This window comes from Rhodothermales bacterium (genome assembly GCA_034439735.1).
Classification (GTDB): domain Bacteria; phylum Bacteroidota; class Rhodothermia; order Rhodothermales; family JAHQVL01; genus JAWKNW01.
The window spans coordinates 29,729-49,910 of the sequence record JAWXAX010000024.1 but is presented as its reverse complement, the minus strand read 5'-3'; the positions used below and the strand labels follow the sequence as shown (position 1 = coordinate 49,910).

At 62.5% G+C, this 20,182-nt stretch carries 22 protein-coding genes; 7 read left to right on the top strand and 15 right to left on the bottom strand.

Translation table 11 applies throughout. The features are described 5' to 3' along the window. Nucleotides 1-251 (top strand): FAD:protein FMN transferase (locus SH809_01570; protein ID MDZ4698367.1); only part of this gene is annotated, 251 nt, incomplete at its 5' end. 13 nt (nt 252-264) lie between these two features. Here the strand turns inward: SH809_01570 and SH809_01565 are convergent. From SH809_01565 to SH809_01555, 3 genes are all read right to left on the bottom strand, one after another. Then, a complete protein-coding gene (locus tag SH809_01565; protein ID MDZ4698366.1) occupies nt 265-462 on the bottom strand; it encodes a hypothetical protein in 198 nt (65 codons plus the stop codon). Nucleotides 463-528: 66 nt separating this feature from the next. Further along, the gene (locus SH809_01560) at nt 529-918 is read right to left on the bottom strand and encodes a hypothetical protein (protein ID MDZ4698365.1); all 390 of its coding nucleotides are present in this window, start codon (nt 916-918) and stop codon (nt 529-531) included. A 143-nt stretch (nt 919-1,061) separates the two neighbouring features. Continuing rightward, nucleotides 1,062-3,347, bottom strand: a complete 2,286-nt coding sequence (locus SH809_01555) for a DUF5916 domain-containing protein (GenBank protein MDZ4698364.1) — start codon at nt 3,345-3,347, stop codon at nt 1,062-1,064. Nucleotides 3,348-3,636: 289 nt separating this feature from the next. On the opposite strand from SH809_01555, the gene SH809_01550 reads away from it, so the two are divergent. After that, nucleotides 3,637-5,205: a glycerol-3-phosphate dehydrogenase/oxidase gene (locus SH809_01550; GenBank protein MDZ4698363.1), complete on the top strand. Its 1,569-nt coding sequence runs from the start codon at nt 3,637-3,639 to the stop codon at nt 5,203-5,205. Nucleotides 5,206-5,221: 16 nt separating this feature from the next. On the opposite strand, the gene SH809_01545 is transcribed toward SH809_01550, so the two are convergent. Further along, nucleotides 5,222-5,719, bottom strand: a complete 498-nt coding sequence (locus SH809_01545; protein MDZ4698362.1) for a response regulator — start codon at nt 5,717-5,719, stop codon at nt 5,222-5,224. A 276-nt stretch (nt 5,720-5,995) separates the two neighbouring features. After that, a complete protein-coding gene (locus tag SH809_01540; protein MDZ4698361.1) occupies nt 5,996-6,772 on the bottom strand; it encodes a class I SAM-dependent methyltransferase in 777 nt (258 codons plus the stop codon). Between the two features lie 204 nt (nt 6,773-6,976). Between SH809_01540 and SH809_01535 the strand changes: the two genes are divergently transcribed. Genes SH809_01535 through SH809_01525 form a run of 3 tightly spaced genes read left to right on the top strand, consistent with a single transcriptional unit; the run spans nt 6,977 to nt 8,521 of the window. Next, a complete protein-coding gene (locus SH809_01535; GenBank protein ID MDZ4698360.1) occupies nt 6,977-7,150 on the top strand; it encodes a hypothetical protein in 174 nt (57 codons plus the stop codon). Next, a complete protein-coding gene (locus tag SH809_01530; protein MDZ4698359.1) occupies nt 7,098-7,319 on the top strand; it encodes a hypothetical protein in 222 nt (73 codons plus the stop codon). The genes SH809_01535 and SH809_01530 overlap by 53 nt, the downstream gene beginning before the upstream one ends. Continuing rightward, entirely contained in the window at nt 7,316-8,521 is a 1,206-nt protein-coding gene (locus SH809_01525) for a T9SS type A sorting domain-containing protein (GenBank protein ID MDZ4698358.1), read from the top strand. The genes SH809_01530 and SH809_01525 overlap by 4 nt, the downstream gene beginning before the upstream one ends. A 10-nt stretch (nt 8,522-8,531) precedes the next feature. Here SH809_01525 and SH809_01520 read toward each other — a convergent pair whose 3' ends face one another. Beyond that, a complete protein-coding gene (locus SH809_01520; GenBank protein MDZ4698357.1) occupies nt 8,532-8,720 on the bottom strand; it encodes a hypothetical protein in 189 nt (62 codons plus the stop codon). A 256-nt stretch (nt 8,721-8,976) separates the two neighbouring features. Then, nucleotides 8,977-9,351 carry a hypothetical protein gene (locus tag SH809_01515; protein MDZ4698356.1) on the bottom strand — a complete coding sequence of 125 codons (375 nt, stop codon included), beginning with the start codon at nt 9,349-9,351 and terminating at the stop codon, nt 8,977-8,979. A gap of 544 nt (nt 9,352-9,895) precedes the next feature. On the opposite strand from SH809_01515, the gene SH809_01510 reads away from it, so the two are divergent. Beyond that, entirely contained in the window at nt 9,896-10,846 is a 951-nt protein-coding gene (locus SH809_01510; protein ID MDZ4698355.1) for a TIM barrel protein, read from the top strand. A 43-nt stretch (nt 10,847-10,889) separates the two neighbouring features. Further along, on the top strand, nt 10,890-11,579 hold the full coding sequence (locus SH809_01505) for a cytochrome c (protein MDZ4698354.1): 690 nt from the start codon (nt 10,890-10,892) through the stop codon (nt 11,577-11,579). Nucleotides 11,580-11,616: 37 nt separating this feature from the next. Here SH809_01505 and SH809_01500 read toward each other — a convergent pair whose 3' ends face one another. The 8 genes from SH809_01500 to SH809_01465 all read right to left on the bottom strand — a co-directional run bounded on the left by SH809_01500 (nt 11,617) and on the right by SH809_01465 (nt 20,169). Next, a complete protein-coding gene (locus SH809_01500) occupies nt 11,617-12,567 on the bottom strand; it encodes a D-ribose ABC transporter substrate-binding protein (GenBank protein ID MDZ4698353.1) in 951 nt (316 codons plus the stop codon). Between the two features lie 118 nt (nt 12,568-12,685). Further along, on the bottom strand, nt 12,686-13,738 hold the full coding sequence (locus tag SH809_01495) for an ABC transporter permease (GenBank protein ID MDZ4698352.1): 1,053 nt from the start codon (nt 13,736-13,738) through the stop codon (nt 12,686-12,688). Between the two features lies 1 nt (nt 13,739). Next, the gene (locus SH809_01490) at nt 13,740-15,293 is read right to left on the bottom strand and encodes a sugar ABC transporter ATP-binding protein (GenBank protein ID MDZ4698351.1); all 1,554 of its coding nucleotides are present in this window, start codon (nt 15,291-15,293) and stop codon (nt 13,740-13,742) included. Further along, on the bottom strand, nt 15,290-15,928 hold the full coding sequence (locus SH809_01485; protein ID MDZ4698350.1) for a DUF2291 domain-containing protein: 639 nt from the start codon (nt 15,926-15,928) through the stop codon (nt 15,290-15,292). The genes SH809_01490 and SH809_01485 overlap by 4 nt, the downstream gene beginning before the upstream one ends. Next, nucleotides 15,921-17,408, bottom strand: a complete 1,488-nt coding sequence (gene glpK / locus SH809_01480) for a glycerol kinase GlpK (GenBank protein MDZ4698349.1) — start codon at nt 17,406-17,408, stop codon at nt 15,921-15,923. Before glpK ends, SH809_01485 begins: the two co-directional genes overlap by 8 nt. Before the next feature lie 6 nt (nt 17,409-17,414). Further along, nucleotides 17,415-18,350 (bottom strand): transketolase family protein, encoded by a 936-nt coding sequence (locus tag SH809_01475; protein MDZ4698348.1) that lies wholly within the window; start codon nt 18,348-18,350, stop codon nt 17,415-17,417. Next, a complete protein-coding gene (locus tag SH809_01470) occupies nt 18,347-19,183 on the bottom strand; it encodes a transketolase (protein MDZ4698347.1) in 837 nt (278 codons plus the stop codon). The genes SH809_01475 and SH809_01470 overlap by 4 nt, the downstream gene beginning before the upstream one ends. 5 nt (nt 19,184-19,188) lie before the next feature. Further along, nucleotides 19,189-20,169, bottom strand: coding sequence for a sugar phosphate isomerase/epimerase family protein (locus SH809_01465; protein MDZ4698346.1), 981 nt, complete (start codon nt 20,167-20,169; stop codon nt 19,189-19,191). Nucleotides 20,170-20,182 lie beyond the last annotated feature (13 nt).

Here is a 20,182-nt window from a genome sequence, read left to right as displayed (position 1 = left end):
CGGGGTACCCCGCGCGGAACAGCCTGCTGAGCGTGTCCATACTGGCCGCCGACTGCATGACGGCGGATGCCTATGCCACGGCCGCGATGGTGATGGGCGCCGAAAGCGCGCTGGAATTTCTGGGCGAACGCCCCGAGCTGGAAGGGTTTTTTGTAACCGCCGGTCCAGATAGTACCTATATCGAAACCATGACACCGGGTTTCGAAGGCCGGCTGGTTGACCTACCCGGCGCGGTAGGATCAGGGATGTGACGTAGCCTGACGTTCAGTTCGTGGTCTCGAGCTTACACGGCTCGTCTACCTTCTTGCCGCACACCGTGCACTCGCCCAACTGGTTCTTCAAGTAGGGGTTGTTGCTGCTGCACGTGCCTTTGAATTCGCCATCTTTCACCAGGAGGATACGGGTAGCGATCATGGCGAACGCAAGACCCACGACAACAACGGCGGCGATAATGGTTTCCATACGATCGGTTGGTTCTGGTGAGGTATTGGTAAGACCCACCGTTCGTAAAGTTTCGGCCGCGAGGCGTTACGAATAAGGCGCGCTCACCGCGTCGTCACCCGAAGCAAGGAAGCAGATCCCGGCGCCGGCGAAGAGGACGATCCGGACGAAGAGAAGGTCGATCCCTTCGAGCGGGAGCCAGGCGGCGGCCTGGATCAGGACAAACAGGAGCGCCATGCCAGCGATAAAATAACTTGTTCGTCCGCGCGAAGCGACCGGCTGGGGCGCATCGGATTGGGCTGGATAAACGGCCGGCTCCAGGGCAGACAAGCGGGCCGGCACCCGGGTAAGCATGGGAGGCGCCGCCGGCGTATACGGCGCACGTGGCGACGACGTACGGCTTCTGAAGCGGATCTGTGCCGGCAGCGTGGAGGACGCCGAGGGAAACGAGGTCAGGGTATAAGCGGTATCGATCATGGGGGCAGGGGTTTGATGGTGCAAACCTGGTATGCCTCTAGATGCGAATTCCCCTCCTCGAACCCGTCACGGTTGGATCGAAAAAAGTGGGGGGCTATGCCGGCGTGCCCTCCCGGGTCCATCAGCACATTGTGCTCGCCCGTTTACTTAAAAACGTCGAACAGGTACGTGTATTTCAGCGTGAGGCTCCGGTTCAACAAATCCCCGGGCGCGTAAAGGAGAAAGTCGTCGCTCGTAAAGTCCAACCCGCTCGCCTGGTTATACACGAGGAAGAGGCCCGTGTTGGAGGATTGGAGCCAGCCGAAGCGGATGTTCATTGACCACACTTCCGACTGGTCGTTGTACTGGATGAGGTTCTGGAGGAAGATGCGCGGCGTAAACGAGTAGCTGAGCCGTGTGCGGAGCAGATTGCTCGTGAAGTCGCCTGCCGGCAGGCTGACGTCGTTGCGCTGCAGGGAAAACTCCGACGTAAACCGGTCGCCGCCTCGAACACGAAGCGTCGTCGTCGTCGAAATGCGATCGCCACCGAAGAAGCCGCCGGCGAACAGACGCTCTTCAACGCTCACCTTCTTGCTCCGATTCGTCATGAACACCAACTGGGTTTCGGCCCAGGTGTAGCTATCCCCGGGTACGTTGACGCCGCCAAGTTCAAAGTCCCTCCTCACGCCCTCTGTACGGATGTTCATGCCCGAGTGGAATTCGATGCCGCTTCGCCATACCCAGTGCGCGTCGATGTGGGTAAAGCCGGTCTCGAAGAACCCATCCGTGTACCCCCAGAAGGCGCGGTAGGCCACATGGGGGCGGATCTCGAGCATGCCGATGAAGTCGGACGGCCGGAAACGGGTGAAGACAAGCGTGTTGATCTTACGGTAGCTCTGCCGCGCCAGAAACCCAACTTCCGGGTTGAAGGTGTCGGATACTTCGCTGTACTGGGCCGACAGCAACACAGCCTCCACATTTCGCTGCGCCGAGATGTCGAACGCGTGCTGCGAGCCGTCCAGGTGCGGCGAAAAGGAGCGCGCCACATAAGCCGTAAGGTCGGCGTAATCTCCAATCCCCATCTTTCCGTCGATGGCGATGAGCCGGTTGTAGGGATTATCGATCCCCGATACGAGGCCGGTCCGCCCTTCGCGATTCACGATCATCGCCCCAATGCCGCTGCGGCGCTGCATCTTTTGCTCGATACGCGCCACGCCGAAGTTATTCGACTCCGTCACGCCGTCCAGCGATTCGGTCTGCATGTTCAGGAAGCCCACGCTCGTTCGGCCGACACTCCCCGACACGCGCGCGCCGCCGATGATCGGCACCGTTTCGCCGCTCGCTCCGATGCCGATGCGACGGGAGAAAAAGAGCTCGACGTCGCTGCCGGTTTGCGCCGTGCCGTCCGCGTTAATCGAGAACAGGCCAGCATTTTCAAGGAAGAACGGTCGCTTCTCCGGGAAGAAGAGCGAAAACCGATCGAGGTTGATCTGCTGTTCGTCGACCTCCACCTGCGCGAAGTCCGTGTTGTAGGTCAGGTCGAGTGCGACACTCGGGGTGATGCTGTATTTGGCGTCCACTCCGAAATCGCCCGTCTCCCCGCCGGCATCGCCAATCCGGTCCACGCGCGTCTGACCGAGCACGTAGGGCATGATCTTCAGGTTGCGCGGGTTGGGTACTTCAAGGCCTTCGAGCGTGCCGGCGCGTGAGACGCGGTAGAGGTTATACTGCCGCGGAAGCGGCGCCCAGTAGGCGATTTCGTTATTGTGGCGGATGGTTCGCTGGAAGTTGATCCCCCAGGATTGCGTCGTCTTTTTGGGGAAACGCAGGGTGCGGAACGGGATGGCGAACTCGGCGCTCCACCCATACTCTCCGGTTTCCGAGCGGACCTCCCACGAGCCGTCCCAGTTGACGTTGAGGCCGCCCATCGAACCCGATTGCTGGCCGGCAAACCCGAATTGCCCGCCGCCCTCGTTGGCGATCTGCGCGTCGTATTCGATGCCGGCCGGGCTGGTGCCAAAGACGAATCCGTTCTGGGTATCCATATAGGTATCCAGCACGAACTGAAAACTATCTATACCCTGCAGATCCCCGTCACGCCGCGCATCGGAGACGATGATCTGGCCGGCATCCTGATGATAACACACCACGCTGAGGTAGAAGAACCGATCGTCGTACGCCACCTTGACGGTCGTGCGCTCGGTCGCGGGGTTGCCTTCGTCCGGCGTCGTCTGCCAGAAACCTTCGATTTCCGGGATCGTCGCCCAGGCGGGATCGCCGAGCACGTTGCCGTCCAGCGTCGGCGCCTGTTCGATACGCACGGCCTGCGCCACAGGGGCTGCAAGACCTCCGTTCGAGCGTTCGGGTGCACTGGGTTGAGCCAGGATGGGAGAAGCGAAGACGCCGGCGCCCAGCACCAGCGATAGAACGATACGACCGACGGTAGCCACAGGTATTTTCCAGATCAAAAAGTGACGTTACACATGGATGATCGAAGCCCGGCAGAAACACCATCCGTAGAGACACGATACATCGTGTCTCCCAAGACACATCGTGCATCCCTACAAGCCACGCGCAACATCCGTTAAAAAAGGGGTAAACCGATCAAAAGTAGGGTGGGAAAATGTAAAGGTTGTTAAATAACGGCCATTCGCTGGCAATTCGTCCGTGCGTATTCCCTGGTTTTCGAGCCTTCCCGACCGTATAATCCGGTGCTTTTGACCCAAACCGCGCCACGCCATGAACCGTAGTGACCAGATCAGCCGACTTGAGGATGCCTCTGAAGCGTGGGACCTGATCATCGTAGGCGGTGGAGCAACGGGGCTCGGGACCGCCATCGAAGCCGCGGCAAGGGGCTACGCGGTGTTGCTCGTGGAGCAGTCGGATTTCGCCCGGGGGACTTCTAGCCGGAGCACGAAGCTGGTGCACGGCGGCGTCCGGTATCTGCAGCAGGGCAACGTTTCGCTGGTGGTGGAGGCGCTGCGCGAGCGGGGCCGGCTGCTGCGAAACGCCCCGCATCTGGTGCACAATCTCCCGTTTGTGGTCCCGAATTACGATTGGTGGGAAGGCCCGTTTTACGGGATCGGCCTGAAGATCTACGACATGCTGGCCGGGAAGGAGGGCTTTGGTCCGTCCAGGCACCTATCGCGCGAAGAAACGATCGAACGGATCCCGACCATCGAGCCGGCCGGGCTTCGGGGGGGCACGGTCTATTACGATGGACAGTTCGACGACGCCCGGCTGGCGATCAACATGGCGCAGACGGCCATCAACCTCGGGGCGGCGGTGGTCAATTATGTCCAGGTGACGGGATTGGTGCGCCAGCACGACCAGGTACGGGGCATCCGCGTGCGCGATCTCGAGTCCGGCGTCGAACGTGAGATCCTGGCCCGCGCCGTGATCAACGCGACGGGCGTCTTCAGCGATGCACTCCGCCACATGGACGACGCGGCGCTGCCCCCGCTCATCCAGCCCAGCCAGGGAATTCATATCGTGTTGGACCGCTCCTTTCTGCCGGGCGACAGCGCCATCATGGTGCCGCACACGGACGACGGCCGCGTGTTGTTCGCCATTCCCTGGTACGAGCGCACGGTGATCGGCACGACCGATACACCTGTCGATCAGGCGACCCTCGAGCCGCGTCCGCTGGAGCACGAGCTGGCGTTTCTGCTCGAACACGCGCAGCGGTACCTGACAAAGGACGCCGAGGCGTCGGACGTATTGAGCTGTTTTGCTGGCCTGCGCCCGCTCGTTCGTTCCACCGAGGCCGACGTCACTTCCGAGATCTCCCGCGACCACACCCTGCAGATCTCCCGGAGCGGCCTCGTGACGATCACCGGCGGTAAATGGACGACCTACCGGAAGATGGCCGAGGACACCGTAGATCACGCCGCCGTTGTCGCCGGCCTCGAGGACCGGCCTTCCGAGACGCGTTCGCTGCGGTTACACGGATGGCACGAGTATGCTGAACAGTTCGGTGCGCTGGCGCCGTACGGAGCGGATGCGCCGTCTGTGCGGTCGACCTGCCGCGAGCGAGCCGGCTGGGGCGAAAAGCTGCACCCTCGCCTCCCCTATTTCAAGGGCGAAGTGATCTGGGCGGCGCGCCATGAGATGGCGCGGACGGTGGAAGATGTGCTTTCGCGACGGACCCGGGCCCTGTTGTTAGACGCCCGCGCTAGCATCGAGGCGGCGCCGGAGGCGGCCCTGTTGCTGGCCGAGGCACTGGGACGGGACCCGGCCTGGGCAGCCGAGCAGGTCCGCGCGTATCGAGCGCTTGCCGAAGGATATCTTCTTCCTCCCACCCTGTGATACCGGCGGATAATCCTCAGGCGAAAGCCGATTCTCGAAGGAGTACGCGTTCCAGCATCGAGCAGAGGCTCCGCACGGTGAAGGTGCGTTTGATGAAGCCATCGAAGCCGGCCCGGGATAGGCAGCGCTCCACTTCCGCATCGATGTATCCCACGGAGGCGACCACCGGGGGACGGTCTACGCGGACCATTCGGAGCTGGACGAGCGCATCAAGCGCCGGCTGTTCTTCTCCTTCATCGATGCCCATGAACACGAGCTGGTAAGCCCGTTCCCGGGCGTAACGGGCGACGAAGTCGTGCCGGTGGACAACCGTCAGGTCGTACCAGGGTGACAGAAACAGTTCCAGCAACTCGGATGCTTCCTCATTCGCTTCGACGATGAGCAAGGAGGGCCGTTGAAGCGAACCCGATTGGGAAGAGGGGTCATTCGGCGCCGTATTGTGGAAATCGGTAAGGAAGGAACACAGCCGGCCCTCTACGGATGCGACAGGCGCATCGGGAATTAGATTTTTCATAATCCTGGGTGCAACGCTTCCTGGCCGAGGAATCACTAAGGGGTCGAAATATACGTTCACAGAAAAATCCCAAACAACCCTTTTCCCGAAGCTTCCAGAAGCGTTACAAGTCGATACTGATGGTCAGAAAAATAGCGATTTACGGTCCTTCGAGGCGATCGAGCTGAAAGGTCGATGTGATGTGCCGCTTTGCCGGACCGTGTGAATTTACAGCGAGTATTGAAACATGTTCCTATCGTTTTAAAATCTCGGGCGCGTTTACCGGGTTGGGGTGAATCAATCCGGCTTTTCGAACACCATAAAATGTTGTTGGGGGAGGATATTTTTGGTTTCACGCCAGCGGAGGCCGACGGCGCGCATCTCCTTGACGGCCTGGGCCTCGGTCATGCGTCGGACGGCGCTAACGGGCACGGTGGCGTCTTCGCCGCGGTATTCGACAAGCACAAAGCGGCCGCCGACTTTGAGGCTACGGACGATGCTCTGCATCATTTCGCGGGGGTGGGAGAACTCGTGGTAGGAGACGACGACCAGCGCGAGGTCCACGCTGGCGGGTGGAAGGTTGGGGCTGGTGAACGAACCGGGCACCGTTTCGATGTTGACCACCCCTTCTTCGGCCATCCGGTTGCGGATATGTTCGAGCATGGCCGGCTGGATATCCACCGCGAACACCTTGCCCTCGGTGACGAGGCGGGCCATCCGAAAGGTGAAATACCCCGTGCCGGCGCCGATATCGGCCACGACATCCGTCGGCGCCAGTTCAAGGGCCTGGATGAGGCGGGAGGGAAACTCCTCGGCTTCGCGCCCGGGTCGCTCGAGCCACTCCGTGACATCCGGCGTATCCCCCATCTGAGCGATCTCGCGGCCCAGGTACAGTTTGCCGCTTCCTTCCGGCAATGCGGGGGGGCCGGTTACATAAACGGCCTGTTCGGTGGGGGATTCAGCGCCGGATTCAGTGGTTGTGTCCGGCGGCGTCGAGCAAGCCGCGGGGCCGAAAAGGGCCATCATCCACAGGAAGCGAAGGACGTAGCGAGGACGCGCGGTGTCGATGGGCATAGACGACGTGGGGTGGCGATGAGGCCGCGATAAACCGCCGGGGCAGGGATGTGGTGGGCACGTCTGGTTACAACGATGGTTCCTGGTAACAATTATTTACCCGGGCATTCTGACTACCTGCATTCTATATTGTGGCCGACCATTTTACCCTTTTTGTGCGCGCGTCGACGCGCCTTTCCTCCGAAACATCGATCGTCCCCCACCATGCGCTTTCTGGCTGTCGCCGGCGTCGTATGTCTCGTCCTCGTCATTCCGGTTTTCGGGCAAGGCGCGGCGTACGAGGACGTTGTGGTGGATGTGGGCAACATGGGGCTCACGGTTACCAATGCCGGGTTCATCGGGCAGTACAATAACGGAATACGACCAAGCGGTAGCTGATTTCCAGACGCGTCTTCGAACGGACGGGCGGACCTCCAACGGCAACTGGATCGGCGCCCTCCAGTTCCGCAATCCGAACGGCGTCGCGTACTTCGACCGCGTCGTGTACGTCGCCGACACGGGCAACAACCGGATCTCGCGCTTTAAACTCAACACGGACTTCGAATGACGCGCTCCGGGCTCCCCCGCTTTCACGCTCTGTGGCTGGTCCTCGTATTCGCGCCGGCGGGGCTCACCCGCGCCCAGGGCATCCCCCTCCTCGGCTCCCCCGGCGCCCTGGATGTGGCTACCTGGAATATAGAGTGGTTTGGCGATTCCAATAACGGCCCATCTAACAATGCTACACAGCTTGAGAACGTGCGCGCCGTCATCGCCGGCCTGGGGATCGACCTCTGGGGCGTCCAGGAGATCGCAGACCCGGACGACTTCGCGGCCCTGGTCTCCGCCCTGGGGCCGAACTTCGATGGCCGGCTCGCCACCAACTCGGTCTCCCAGCGCATCGGGTTTATCTACGACACCCGCGTGATCCGCCTCCGCTCGGTGCGGCATATCCTGGAGGACTTCGAGACGCCCTTCGCCAGCCGCCCTCCCCTCCAGCTCGAAGCGGACGTCCTCCTGCCGGACACCACCGTCGTCGTGACCTTCATCGTCGTCCACATGAAGGCGTTTTCCGATGTCGACAGCTACGAACGGCGCGTCGAGGCGGCGCGTCGACTCAAGAACCATATCGACTTTACGAGCCTGGCGTCGAAGCCCGTGGTGATCCTCGGGGACTTCAACGATGAGATGGATGGTTCGATCACGGCCGGCCGGGCCTCGCCGTATACCAACTTCGTCGAAAACACGGCCGACTACCGGGTGGTATCGCGGCCTATCGAGTTGGCCGGCGGGGGCTCGTTCTGCGACAACGCCAACTGCACCGCGACGGGTTCGATGATCGATCACCTTATCGTCACCGACGAACTCTTTGGCTGGACCACGGACGGGGCGACACAGGTGGTGACGGAACTCCCTTCCGTGTTCATCCTCTACGAGAACACGACCTCCGACCATCTCCCCGTGGCCACGCGCCTGGTGCCCCCCTCGGCCACGGCCGTGGAGCACGCCGGCCGGGCGCTAACCGCATCGCTGGACGCGCCGTACCCGAATCCCTTCTCGGCCACGACATCCATCGCCGTCACCCTGTCCGTCGCCGGCCCGGTGCGGCTTGCCGTGTACGACGTGCTCGGCCGCGAAGTCGCCGTCATTGCCGACGCGACGCTGCCGGCGGGCCGGCACGTATTCAGCTTTGCTCCGGCCGGACTCCCCTCCGGGATCTACCTGATCCGGGGGCGCAACGGGGAGGCGCGCCGGCTGGTGTATCTGCCGTAACCTATTGCCCTCAATTACTTGTGGATTTCAGCCCGAACTCGAACCAGATGAGCATGGCGTCGACGGTGTTGCCGAAGGGATAGCCGGCCTCCATGTAGCCGTCGAGGGTGTCGCGATAAAAATCCGCGATCACGCGCCTTAGATACGGGCTCGAAGGAGGCAGCGCATTCGACTCCAGATCCCGATCCTGTTTATCCATCGTGGTCGTCCTTGAAGGTGATGTGTACGGTGCTCACGTGGGTATCGGCGCGAGGCATCGACCCATAAGCCGTGGGGACACGACCTGATTGACTGACACGTTGATTCTGCGAAGGATCGGTTGCGAGTTGCGGGTTCAGGGTTCAGGATTCCGGGCTCAGGATAGGCGAACCATATGGCAACAAAAAGGGGCCCGGAGGCCCCTACAAAACCGACGAGCGGTTGCGGACGATGGAATCCGCAACCGCTTTAGCCGGTCAATTGGAGCAGATGGATTTGAGCACTTTACGCCGGCTTGTCAGCTTGGCAATCCACGTGGCCTCCTCGATTTCCGAGTCGTCCACGTAATATTCCCAGAGCCCGACCGAAGTCTCGGTAACCAGCACATGGTTTTGCATGTGGGCTACCCGCTTCAGCACCGGCGCCATACCCATCTGATGGACAAAGGTAATCTTGCACACGCCATCATTGGCGATCTCCTTGACGGAGAGCCAGTTGTCGCCACAGACGTGACAGGTGTAGAATCGGGATTCCTGGTCTGCCCCGGGAACCGACTCTCTGTACTCGTCCACGGCAACCTCCATCGGCATCATGCTGTAACTACCACAGGCCTTGCACTTCAATCTTTCCATATACCCTGAATGGGGGTCCTTACGAAACAAACTACGCAGTCCTCTCTTGTGCCTTTCCTGACCAGGTAAAGACGGTGTGAGCGATCGCTTGTGTGGGGATGGTACCAGACGTGCAGAGGCCGGGTGGGGGTCGTGGGGTTGGCCGGCGCACGTTGGGCTAGTACAGTCCCGCGCCAAAGGAGTTTCGGCCATTTAGGGGCCCCCTTAAGGCGTTGGCGGCAATTTTCTCCGCGCCAGAGGAAGGGGTTTCCAAGGAGCGGGGCGTGTCGTTGAGGGAACGTTCGTTGCTACAGGCAGACCCTGCGTAACCGTGTTCACAACGAGCCAGATTGTGGAGCCCAGTCGGATGGCGCATTCCTCTGGCCCCCGGCTTTGGGGCCGGGATGACAATGGGCTTTGATGTGGAGCGTGTGCCGATACCACCAAAAATACACTTCCAGCAGGCGAATGGTATGAAATGGATGTAGGTTCGCCTTATTATCCGTACGGCTTGAATTCGAATCCTGCACTACCCTGCCGACCACGACATCCAGAGGTAACACGAATGGCTCTGACACGACGAGAATTTACGAAGCGCGCGCTCGCCGGCGTGCCGGCGCTGGCGGGTCTGGCGAACGGAATTGGATCGGGAGGGTTCTCGCCGGCCGGACCGAACCGGTCGCTTATCCACGGCGTCCAGTTCGGCGTCCAGCCCTTCTGTTACCACGATCTGCTGATGAACCGCGAGAACCGGCCCGAACTGCTCCGGCGGATCGTGCAGAACGGGTTCGGGATGGTCGAGCTCCACGCCACCTGGTGCGAGCCGCGGTTCCTGGCGCCCGGCGTCACGCCCGCTGAGGCTCGCCAGAAACAGCGCGAATGGCGCCTGGCCGCGCCGGCCGAGTATTATCAGGCGATTCGGAAGGAGTTCGACGCCGCCGGCGTGGAGATCTTTACCTACTATGTGAACATGGACGTCTCGTACCAGAATGCCTTTATCGACTTTACCGATGAGGAAGTCGACGCAACGTTCCGGGCGGCGAAGATCCTCGGCGCCAGGGGATGTATCGGGTCGCAGGGACTCAAGGCCACGCAACGACTTGCGTCGTTTCCGAGCAAGTACGACCTGTTCATGTCCGTCCACAACCACTCCAATCTGTCGGACCCGGACGCGATTAACAACGAGGAGAGCTTCATCCGGGCGTTTTCGTATTCTCCGGACATCATGGCGACATTCGACACGCGCCACTACACGGCCGCCAATGGCGATTGCCTCGCGTTCCTCGAGAAACACCACGCCCGCATCAGCAACGTCCACCTGGGCGACCGCAAGAAAAACCAGGGCCGCAGCGCCCCCTTCGGCCAGGGCGATGCGCCGATCATCGAGTTAATCCGGATGATCCGGGATAATGCGTGGCCTATCCCGGTGATGCTGGAATTTGAACACGGCACGCTGCGCACCGGCCTCGACGAGACCCAGCGCATGTTCGACTACTGCAAGCGGGCGCTGGCGTGAGAGTGGTTTACGGTTTCAGGTATACGGTTTAAGGTGTAAGGAAATGCTTAGAACCCTGGTTATCCTCCCCCTACTGCTCGGTGTTCTGTCGCTCATCGAGCCGGCATCCGCCCAATCCCGCGTCGAATACGACTACGCCTACATCGGCGACCCCCTCCCCGATCCGCTGATGCAGCAAAACAAAGAGACGTATGTGCTCTACGGCTGTGCCTATTGCCACGGCCTCTACCTGCAACCCGTAGGTGAGGCCACCGACCTCCGCACGTCCGCCCTGGTGGGGGCCGATGTGGAGGCCAACCTCATCGGCCCCATCCTGCGTGTGGGTATCCCGCAAACGCCCAAATCGTCGCCGATGCCCCAGTTCTCGGACCTCAGCGACCGGGAGATCCGCGCTATCACCACGTATATCCACTACGCACGGGCCGATGTGCGTTATACATCACTAACTGCCGGTCCGGCCTCCGTTGGCGACGCCGCGGCCGGCAAAACGTACGTCGAGCAGCAGTGTGCGTCGTGCCACCGCGATACCGGAGCTCTCGCGGCCCCCGGGTCCGACGCGGCAGCGTTGCGCAAACAAATTCTCGCGCCGGCCGCCTTCCTGGGTCCGATGTCGTTCAATCTGGAGAATCGGACCGCGCTGACGGACGGACGCGCTCGGCATCAAGCCCTGCTGGAGAATTTCGCCGAGGCGGATGTGGCGAATATCGTGGCATATTTGGAGACGTTGAACTAACGGGGAATCGGGTCAGGCCGCCAGACCGCAACCCGATTTACGGGAGGCGCGTGAAAACGCCGAATTCGTTGGCGTTCGCGGGGGTGACCAATTCGCAATCGATAGCCTGTTTTTCGGGGAACGAGGTCGAGCCCGTGCGGAGGTAGGCGTCGGCCTGGTCGACGGCCATCGTGGCCAGAAGGCTTGCCGGCTGGAGGACGGTCGCGGCGATGTCGCCGGCTTTGATGGCGGCGATCACGTCCGGGCTCCCGTCGAACCCGACGACAATCACATCCCCCCGGCCGGCGGCCTTCAGCGCCGCCGCCGCGCCCAGCGCCATGGTATCGTTCCCCGAGATCACACCCTTGATATTCGGGTGCGCCTGCAGGATCGTCTCCATCTTTTCAAAGGCCTGCGTCTGGCTCCAGTTGGCGCTCTGTTGCGCCACGCGCACCATCTCCGGGTACTGCCCGAGCACGTCGTTGTAGCCCTGCGAACGGATGCCGGCGTTGGTGTCGGATTCTGTACCCAACAGCTCGACATACGGCCCTGCCTCTCCCATCAGTCGGACGAACTCCTCGGCCCCCAGCGTGGCGCCCTGGTAGTTATTCGATACGATCTGAGCCACGGCGATGCCCGTGGCGTTGATCTCCCGGTCGATCAGGAACGACGGGATGCCGGCCTCTTTGCCCTTCCGGACGACCGCGATGGAGGCGTCGGCGCCGGCGTTGTCCAGCACGATCGCGGCCGCCTTTCGCGCGATGGCGGTATCGAAGAGCTGATCCTGCACGGACGCGTCGCCGTTGTGGGTCAGCACCAGGGTCTCGTAACCCAACGCCCGCGCTCGGGCATCGGCCGCGTCGGACTCCGCCTTAAAAAAGGGGTTGTCGTGGGAAGGCGTGATGATGACGATCAGGCGCGCCGCCGAGGTGGTGGTATCACCGGATGGCTGGCAGGCTGAAAACGAGGTGGCGAGAAGAAGGAGGAGGGCGAAGCAGAGGTGGCGCATCTTTATTGAGGCTGTTTGTTTAGAAACTAACAATACTATGTCCTCTCGACCGGAGACGCCGGCTTGCCGGCGACGTAGCGGAGAGATGACACGGATTTATCGAAATAAGATAGCTTCTTCACCGCCCCCGCACTACCCGGCGCTGCTGCATCCGCTGCTGCTGCTGATCGACTACCACGGCGAGCACGATCACGGCGCCTTTGATGACGATCTGCCAGAACTCGGACACTCCCAGCAGCACCATGCCATTCACTAGCACGCCGATCACAAACGCCCCGATGAGGGTTCCGCTGATGGTCCCCCGGCCTCCCATCAGCGACGTGCCGCCGAGCACAACTACCGCAATCGCGTTGAGCTCGAACGTCTCGCCCGTCGCCGGGTGAGCGGCTACCAGTTGGGAGGCAATGATGAGGCCGACCATCGCCGCGCACAACCCGGAAATCATATAGGTCGCCAGCTTCACCCGCTCGACGCGAACCCCCGAGAGGGCGGCGGCCTTTTCGTTACCGCCCACCGCGTAGACATGCCGGCCAAATGGAGTCTTCCGCGCGAAAAACACCCCCACGGCGGCAAACAATACCATGATCCAGATCGGATACGGCAGCCCGATAAACGTGCCGGCGCCCAGCACCGGAAAGCCGGTGTTGCCGAGCGATTCCACCCCCACCAGATTCGCAAACGTCGCCCCGTCGGATAGGAGCAGGGCCGCGCCCCGCGCCACATACAACGTCCCGAGCGTGGCGATAAACGGCGCCACGCTAAGCCGTGTGACTAACGATCCGTTAATGAGGCCGACCACCATCCCCACCCCCAGCGTCAGCAGGCAGACTATCCACACGTTAAAAAAGATCGACACGCCGAACAGCTTCAGGATGAGACCTTCGTTGATGAGCCATCCGGCCACCATCCCGCACAGGCCGGCGATGGAGCCCATCGACAGATCGATCCCCCCGCTCAGAATCACAAACGTCATCCCGATGCCCAGGATAGCGTTGATCGCCACCTGCTTCGTGAGGATGATCAGGTTGCCGGTTGTCAAAAACGCCGGACTCAGCAGGGCAAAGACGACGGCCAGTACGATCAGTGCGATATAGGCTCGGAGCCGCAGCAGCACCAACTGGAATGGGACGCCGCCGGCCCGCCGTTGTCGTATCGATGGGGCGTGGGGCATATCAAACCTCGATGCGTGTAGTCGGCATAAGCACACTCGCAGCGGCCAGGTGCTGTTCGGTCAGGCTGTCGCCGGTAAATTCGCCCGTGATGCGCCCACGCGTCATCACGATCGCGCGGTCCGCCATGGCCACGACTTCCTTCAGTTCCGACGAGACAAACAGCACCCCGAGTCCCTCGCAGGCGAGCTTGTTCATCAGATCAAAAATTTCTGAACGGGCGCCGACGTCGATCCCACGCGTGGGTTCATCCATCATGAGCACCCTCGGCCGGGTGAGCAGGTATTTGGCGAGGACGACCTTCTGTTGATTGCCGCCGCTCAGGGTGGCAATGGACTGCCGGGGGTCCCCGACTTTGATGGCCAGTTGCGCGATGAGCCGGTCGACTTCATCCCGCTCTCGTCCAACCGATAGTACGAGACCCGTACGTAAGGCACGCAGATGCGCCAGTGTAATGTTTTCCGCCACGGAAAATGTCGGCACCAGCCCCAACTGCTGACGGTCCTCCGGCACCAGGGCCAATCCCATGCGGAGGCGTTTTTCGATGGGGCTGGATGCCAGTTCTTGGCCGCCGAGCCGGACCGACCCGACCGCGCGATGCTGCATACCAAACAGGCACTCGAGCAGCTCGGTCCGGCCGGCTCCCATCAAACCGTATATACCGACGATCTCGCCCGCGCGCACCGACAACGACACGTCTTCGACGAGATAGCCGTCGCCGTGCTCCCGCGGCAGTGTAATCCCTCGTGCTTCCAACAATACCTCCCCGGCCGCCCGCGTTCGCCTCCGGAACAGGGTATCCGACGAGCGGCCAGACATGTGCTCGACGATCCACGCCAGTGACACTTCTTTAGCCGGCGCCTCGGCAATCAATCGCCCATCCCTCAGCACGGTGAAGTGGTCGCCGATCTGCAGACACTCATCGAGTTTATGAGAGATGTAGACGATGGCGACCCCCTGGGCCGTAAGCTCCCGGACGATGCGGAGCAACACGGCGGCTTCGGCATCGCTCAGGGCGGACGTCGGCTCGTCCATGATGAGGATGGATACGTCCTCGGCCAGGGCCCGGGCGATTTCCACGAGTTGCTGCTGCCCGATCCGCAGGTCCTCGACCAGGGTATCGGGTTCGATGGACTGCTCCAGCCGCCGCAACACGCTCCGGGTGACGTCGTCCTGTCGGCCGGCCTGGATCGTCCCTATCCCGGACACCAGCTCCCGCGCGATACACACGTTCTCGCTGACGGTGAGGTTGGGAAACAGCGTCAATTCCTGAAAGATGATTCCGATCCCGTGCGCCCGAGCGTCGCGGGGGTTCTTGAAGGCGACTGGTGCACCTTGCAACACGAGCCGGCCTTCACTCGGCGCCTCCACGCCAGCGAGGATCTTCATCAGGGTCGACTTCCCCGCGCCGTTCTCGCCGATCAGCACGTTCACCTTTCCCGCGTAGACGCTAAAATCGACCCCCTGGAGCGCCGTGGTGCCCGGGTACCGTTTGACGATCTGCTCGGCTTTCAGCGCCGGCGCCTGCTCGATGATATTTCTGGCGTCGACCATCATGGCGACTCCACGACCAGGAGTTCAACGGGAGTAACAGCGATTTCATCTGGATCGCGCAGTACAACCACGCCGGCAAACCGAACCTCGGCGCCCGGCAGGGCGGCCCGGTCCAGCCCGGCCAGCACCGATTCCACCACCCGAGCATTCATGGCATTTGATACGCCGGCGAATTCGAGCTGGTTGACGAATTGATCAAACGATACAAACGACAGCGCATCCCGCAGCGCCGTGCCCCGGATGACGGGCCCAATCTGAAGCGTCACCTCGGTCCCATCCAAAAGCGCCACCGTTATCACGCCGGCGCGGGAAGTGGTATCGACCCGGACAACTTGCCCCGCTCCCGTCACCCGGACGTGCAGCGGCCCATCCCCCACCCGATGCCCGTAAGCCGTCGCGGCCTCGGGGTTCTCCGCCAGATCCGCCAGCAGGGTTGAAAGATCCACTGCTTCGTCGCGGATAAACTGAACGATGCGGGTCTCCCAGTTTTCCTCGACAAATGTCGCCGCGTCGAAAGCCTGGACGGCATCTCCCACGATCGCGCGACCCGTCACGGGATCGAGCGACCGGATCTCACATCCCGCCAGCACGAGAACGAGTGCCGAGGCCAGGCCGACACGGCGGATCGATTTATCCATGGCACGCCCTCGGATTGTAGAGCGCCCGGGCGACCGCATCCTGCCATCCGTCGTAAGCCGCGGCCCGCCGGGAGTCGGCCCATCGGGGCTCGAAGCGATCCAGCGACCGGGGCAACGCCGCGATCTCGTCGGTCGACGCCCAGACGCCGAGGTGGAGGCCGGCCAGATAGGCGGCGCCCAGTGCGGAGAGGTCATGGGCGTTGTTGCGCAGAACGGGGCACCCCAGGATGTCGGACTGGAACTGCATCAGCGCGTCGTTTCGGCTCGCGCCGCCGTCGGCGAGCAGGATGGGATCGCCGGCTCCGATCGCCATCACATCAAACACATCCCGGATCTGATACGCGATGGATTCCACCACCGCCCGCGCCAGGTGGGCGGCCGTCGTGCCGCGGGTGAGGCCGGTCACCAGGCCGCGCGCCCGGTCGTTCCAGTGCGGCGCCCCGAGGCCTACAAACGCCGGAACGATGTACACGCCCTCACTTTCCGCCACCTCATCCGCCAGCGCCGCCGCTTCCACCGGATCCGCGAACCCGAGCAGATCGGCGTACCACTGCACAGCCGATCCGGTGACCGAAATATTGCCCTCAAGCGCATACCGGACGCCCGAAGGCAATCCCCAGGCCACCGTCGTGACGATGCCGTGCCTGGAAAAGGCGAGTTCGTTCAGCGGGCTCATGAGGGAGCTGCCCGTCCCGTACGTGGCTTTGACGCTCCCCTGTTGGAATCCGCATTGCCCGAACAGAGCGGCGTGGGAGTCGCCGATCAAACCGGCGATAGGCACCCCCGCCGTTAGCCTTCCCACGGCGGTCGTCACCCCGAACAGGGCGCTCGAAGGCAGGGTCTCGGGTAGTATGACGCGTGGGATGCTGAAGAGGCCGAGGAGATGGTTGTCCCAGCCGGCCGTTTTCAGATTCAGCAGCTGCGTCCGCGAGGCATTGCTGACGTCGCAGCGATGGACGCCACCGGTCAGATTCCACAACACCCAGCTGTCGATGGTACCCGCGCACAGGTCGCCGGCCTCAGCCCGGGCCTGGCCGTCCGGGATGGCATCGAGCAGCCATCGGATCTTGGACGCCGAAAACAACGGGTCGATGGGCAGCCCCGTGCGGTCCTGAATCTCGTCTCCCCTGCCCTGTCGCTTCAGCGCATCACAGAACGCACTCGAACGCCGGCACTGCCAGATCACAACCGGGCCGGCCGGCCGCCCCGTTGTGCGATCCCACACCAGCACGGATTCCCGCTGATTCGAGATGGCGATGCCCACGGGCACGGGGTCGCCGGCATCCGAGAGGCACGCATCGATGGCCTGTTTCACGCTCTCCCAGACGACCATGGCGTCCTGTTCCACCCACCCCGATTGCGGGTAGAGGCAGGGTACGGGCCGCGACGCGCGGTGCCGGATCTGGCCTCGGACATCCACCAACATCGCCTTTGTGTTGGTCGTGCCCTGGTCGATGGCGAGTAGGAGAGTCTCACGCATAACCGTTCAGCCTCTGAGCTGCAGGGCGGCGTCCCGGATGCCTTCCGCCGTCAGGCCGAAGTGCTCCAACAGCCACTCGGGCTCGCCGGTCGGCGCAAACACGCCCGGCACGCCCAGGATACGCATCGGGACCGGCGTTGTCTGTACCACCACTTCGGCCACCGCGCTGCCGAGTCCGCCATACACGGTATGCTCCTCGGCGGTGACAATGGCCCCGGTTTCACGCGCCGCCGCGATGACGGCCTCTCGGTCGAGTGGGCGCACGGTGGCCATGTTCAGCACCCGTGCGTCGATCCCCCGGATAGCGAGCAGGTCGGCGGCTTCGAGCGCACGGGTCACCATCACCCCGTTGGCGATGAGCGTGATGTCACCGCCTTCGCGCAGCCGGCTCGCCTTTCCGAAAGCGAAGTTGTAGGTGGTATCGTAGATAGCCGGCACTCCCATCCGGCTGAGCCGCAGGAATACAGGCCCGTGTGTAGCCGCCGCCATGCGGATGGCCTGAGAGGTTTCTTCCGGATCGGCCGGCGCCACGACGGTCAGGTTGGCGATCGCACGGGTCCAGGCAAAATCTTCGATCGAATGATGGGTGGGGCCCAGCGCGCCATAGGCCATGCCGCTGCTGATGCCCACGAGTTTTACGTTGGCGTCCGAATAGGCGACGTCCGCTTTGATTTGCTCCAACGCGCGCCCTGTCAGGAAACACGACGCCGAACATACGAAGGGGATCTTGCCGGCATTGGCGAGGCCGGCGCCCACGCCCACCATGTTCTGCTCGGCGATACCCACGTTGATGAGCCGCTCCGGGAATCGCTCGCGGAACGCACCGGTTTTGCTGGAACCGACCGAGTCGTTGTTCACCACGACGATCCGCTCGTCAGAAGCCCCGAGGGCCACCAACGTGTCGGAAAAGGCGTCGCGGCAATCGTACAGGGTGTGGCTCATACGGCATCCTCCAACTCTTGCATCGCGGCCCGCAACTGCTCGTGGGATGGCACCTTGTGGTGCCAGGCGGCTTTGTCTTCCATAAAGGATACGCCCTTTCCTTTGTGCGTGTGGGCGATGATACACGTCGGTTTTCCGTCCGTCAGCGGCAGCCGCTCGAAGGCGTCGAGCAGGGCCTCATAGTCATGCCCATCCACCTCCGTCACGGCCCACCCGAAGGCGCGCCACTTGTCGGCAAGCGGGTCGAGGTCGACGGTGTTGATGGTGGAATCGCCCTGCTGGAGCCGGTTGCGGTCCACAATGACGGTGAGGTTGTCGAGGCCGCGGTGGCCGGCGGTCATGGCGGCCTCCCAGTTGCTGCCTTCCTGGAGTTCGCCGTCGCCGGTGAGCACAACCACCCGCCAGGTGGCTCTGTCGATCTTCGCCCCGATGGCGGCGCCGACGCCAACCGGCAGGCCATGGCCGAGCGGCCCCGTGTTAGTCTCGACGCCGGGCACTTTCTTGCGGTCCGGGTGCCCGTTCAGGCGCGAGAGGGGCTGCATGAAGGTGCCGAGTTCATCCAGGGGGATAAAGCCGGCATAGGCAAGCGTCGTGTACAAGGCGCCTGCGCAGTGCCCTTTGCTGAGGATGAACCGGTCGCGGAGCGGGTCCGCCGGCCGGTCCGGATACACGTTCAGGATGCCGAAGTACAGCGTCGTGAGGATGTCGGTCGCCGAAAAATCGCCGCCGATGTGGCCCATGCCGGCCTCGAAGATCATCCGGAGGTCGCGCCGGCGGATCTCGTTGGCGCGGCGGCGCAAGCGCTCAACCCGTTCGGTGCGTGTCGTGCCCATCGATCTTACCCCAGAAAAAGATCCAACACCAGGCGTTGCGCGGCGAGTGCATCCTGTGCGTCCTGCGCCTTCCGCAGCGCCGGCACGTCGATCCGGTCCACCAGGGCATCCAGCTTGCGAATCGTCTGGATACTTTCCCTCGCCGCCTGGACGGGGTCCTCGCGAAACGGGAACTGGTCCAGCAGGATGACATCGCTCCAGCCGATCTTGCGGAGGGTGTACATGAACTCGAGCGTTTCGATGAGGTGGACGGAGCCGACGGTCATGTCGTCGTCCCACTCGCGCCAGTTGTCGTTCACCTCGACACTCGTGAGCCGGCCGCGCCGGTGCGCCAATTGGATGGCCTCGGAAGGGGTCTCTCGGGCGAAAAACGAATGCCCGAGATCCATCACGATGCCCACATTATCCACCCCCATGTCCTCGATGGCGAGGAGCGTGGTCGCGACATTGCAGAAGAGCATGTGGGTACGCGGCTCCTTGAACTTGCACTCAATGGCAAATTGCATGTCCGGCGCCGAGGCGGCGACTTCCCGAACGGCGTCAACCGAGTACTTCCAGAGGTCGGCGTAGTCGGCCTGGAACGGGTAATCATACCCGTCCTGCCCGGGCCAGAATTTGACGTATTTCGCCCCCAGCTCCCGCGCCGGCTCGATGGCCGCTGTGTACATATCAATACACTGCCGGCGCACCGCCGGGTCCGGATTCGTCAGCCCGCCCTTTCGGTAGGTGCGGCTATAGCTGGCCGGGGTGATCGCGTGGCAGCGTAATCCGTTACGGTCCAGCGTTTTTTTGATGTCCCATACAGATACGCCCCCGTCGAACGGGTAGTTGATATCCAGCGAAACGAGGTCGCCGACCTGGCCGGCGCGGTCGATGGCTTCGAGAATACTTACCGGAGGGCCGTACGCGTCGGTGGCGTAGCGGTCGATGAACTGTCCGAAGAGCCAGAGGCCGGCTCCAAAGGTGTAAGGCTGATGCGCGGACATGGTCGGGTTGGAT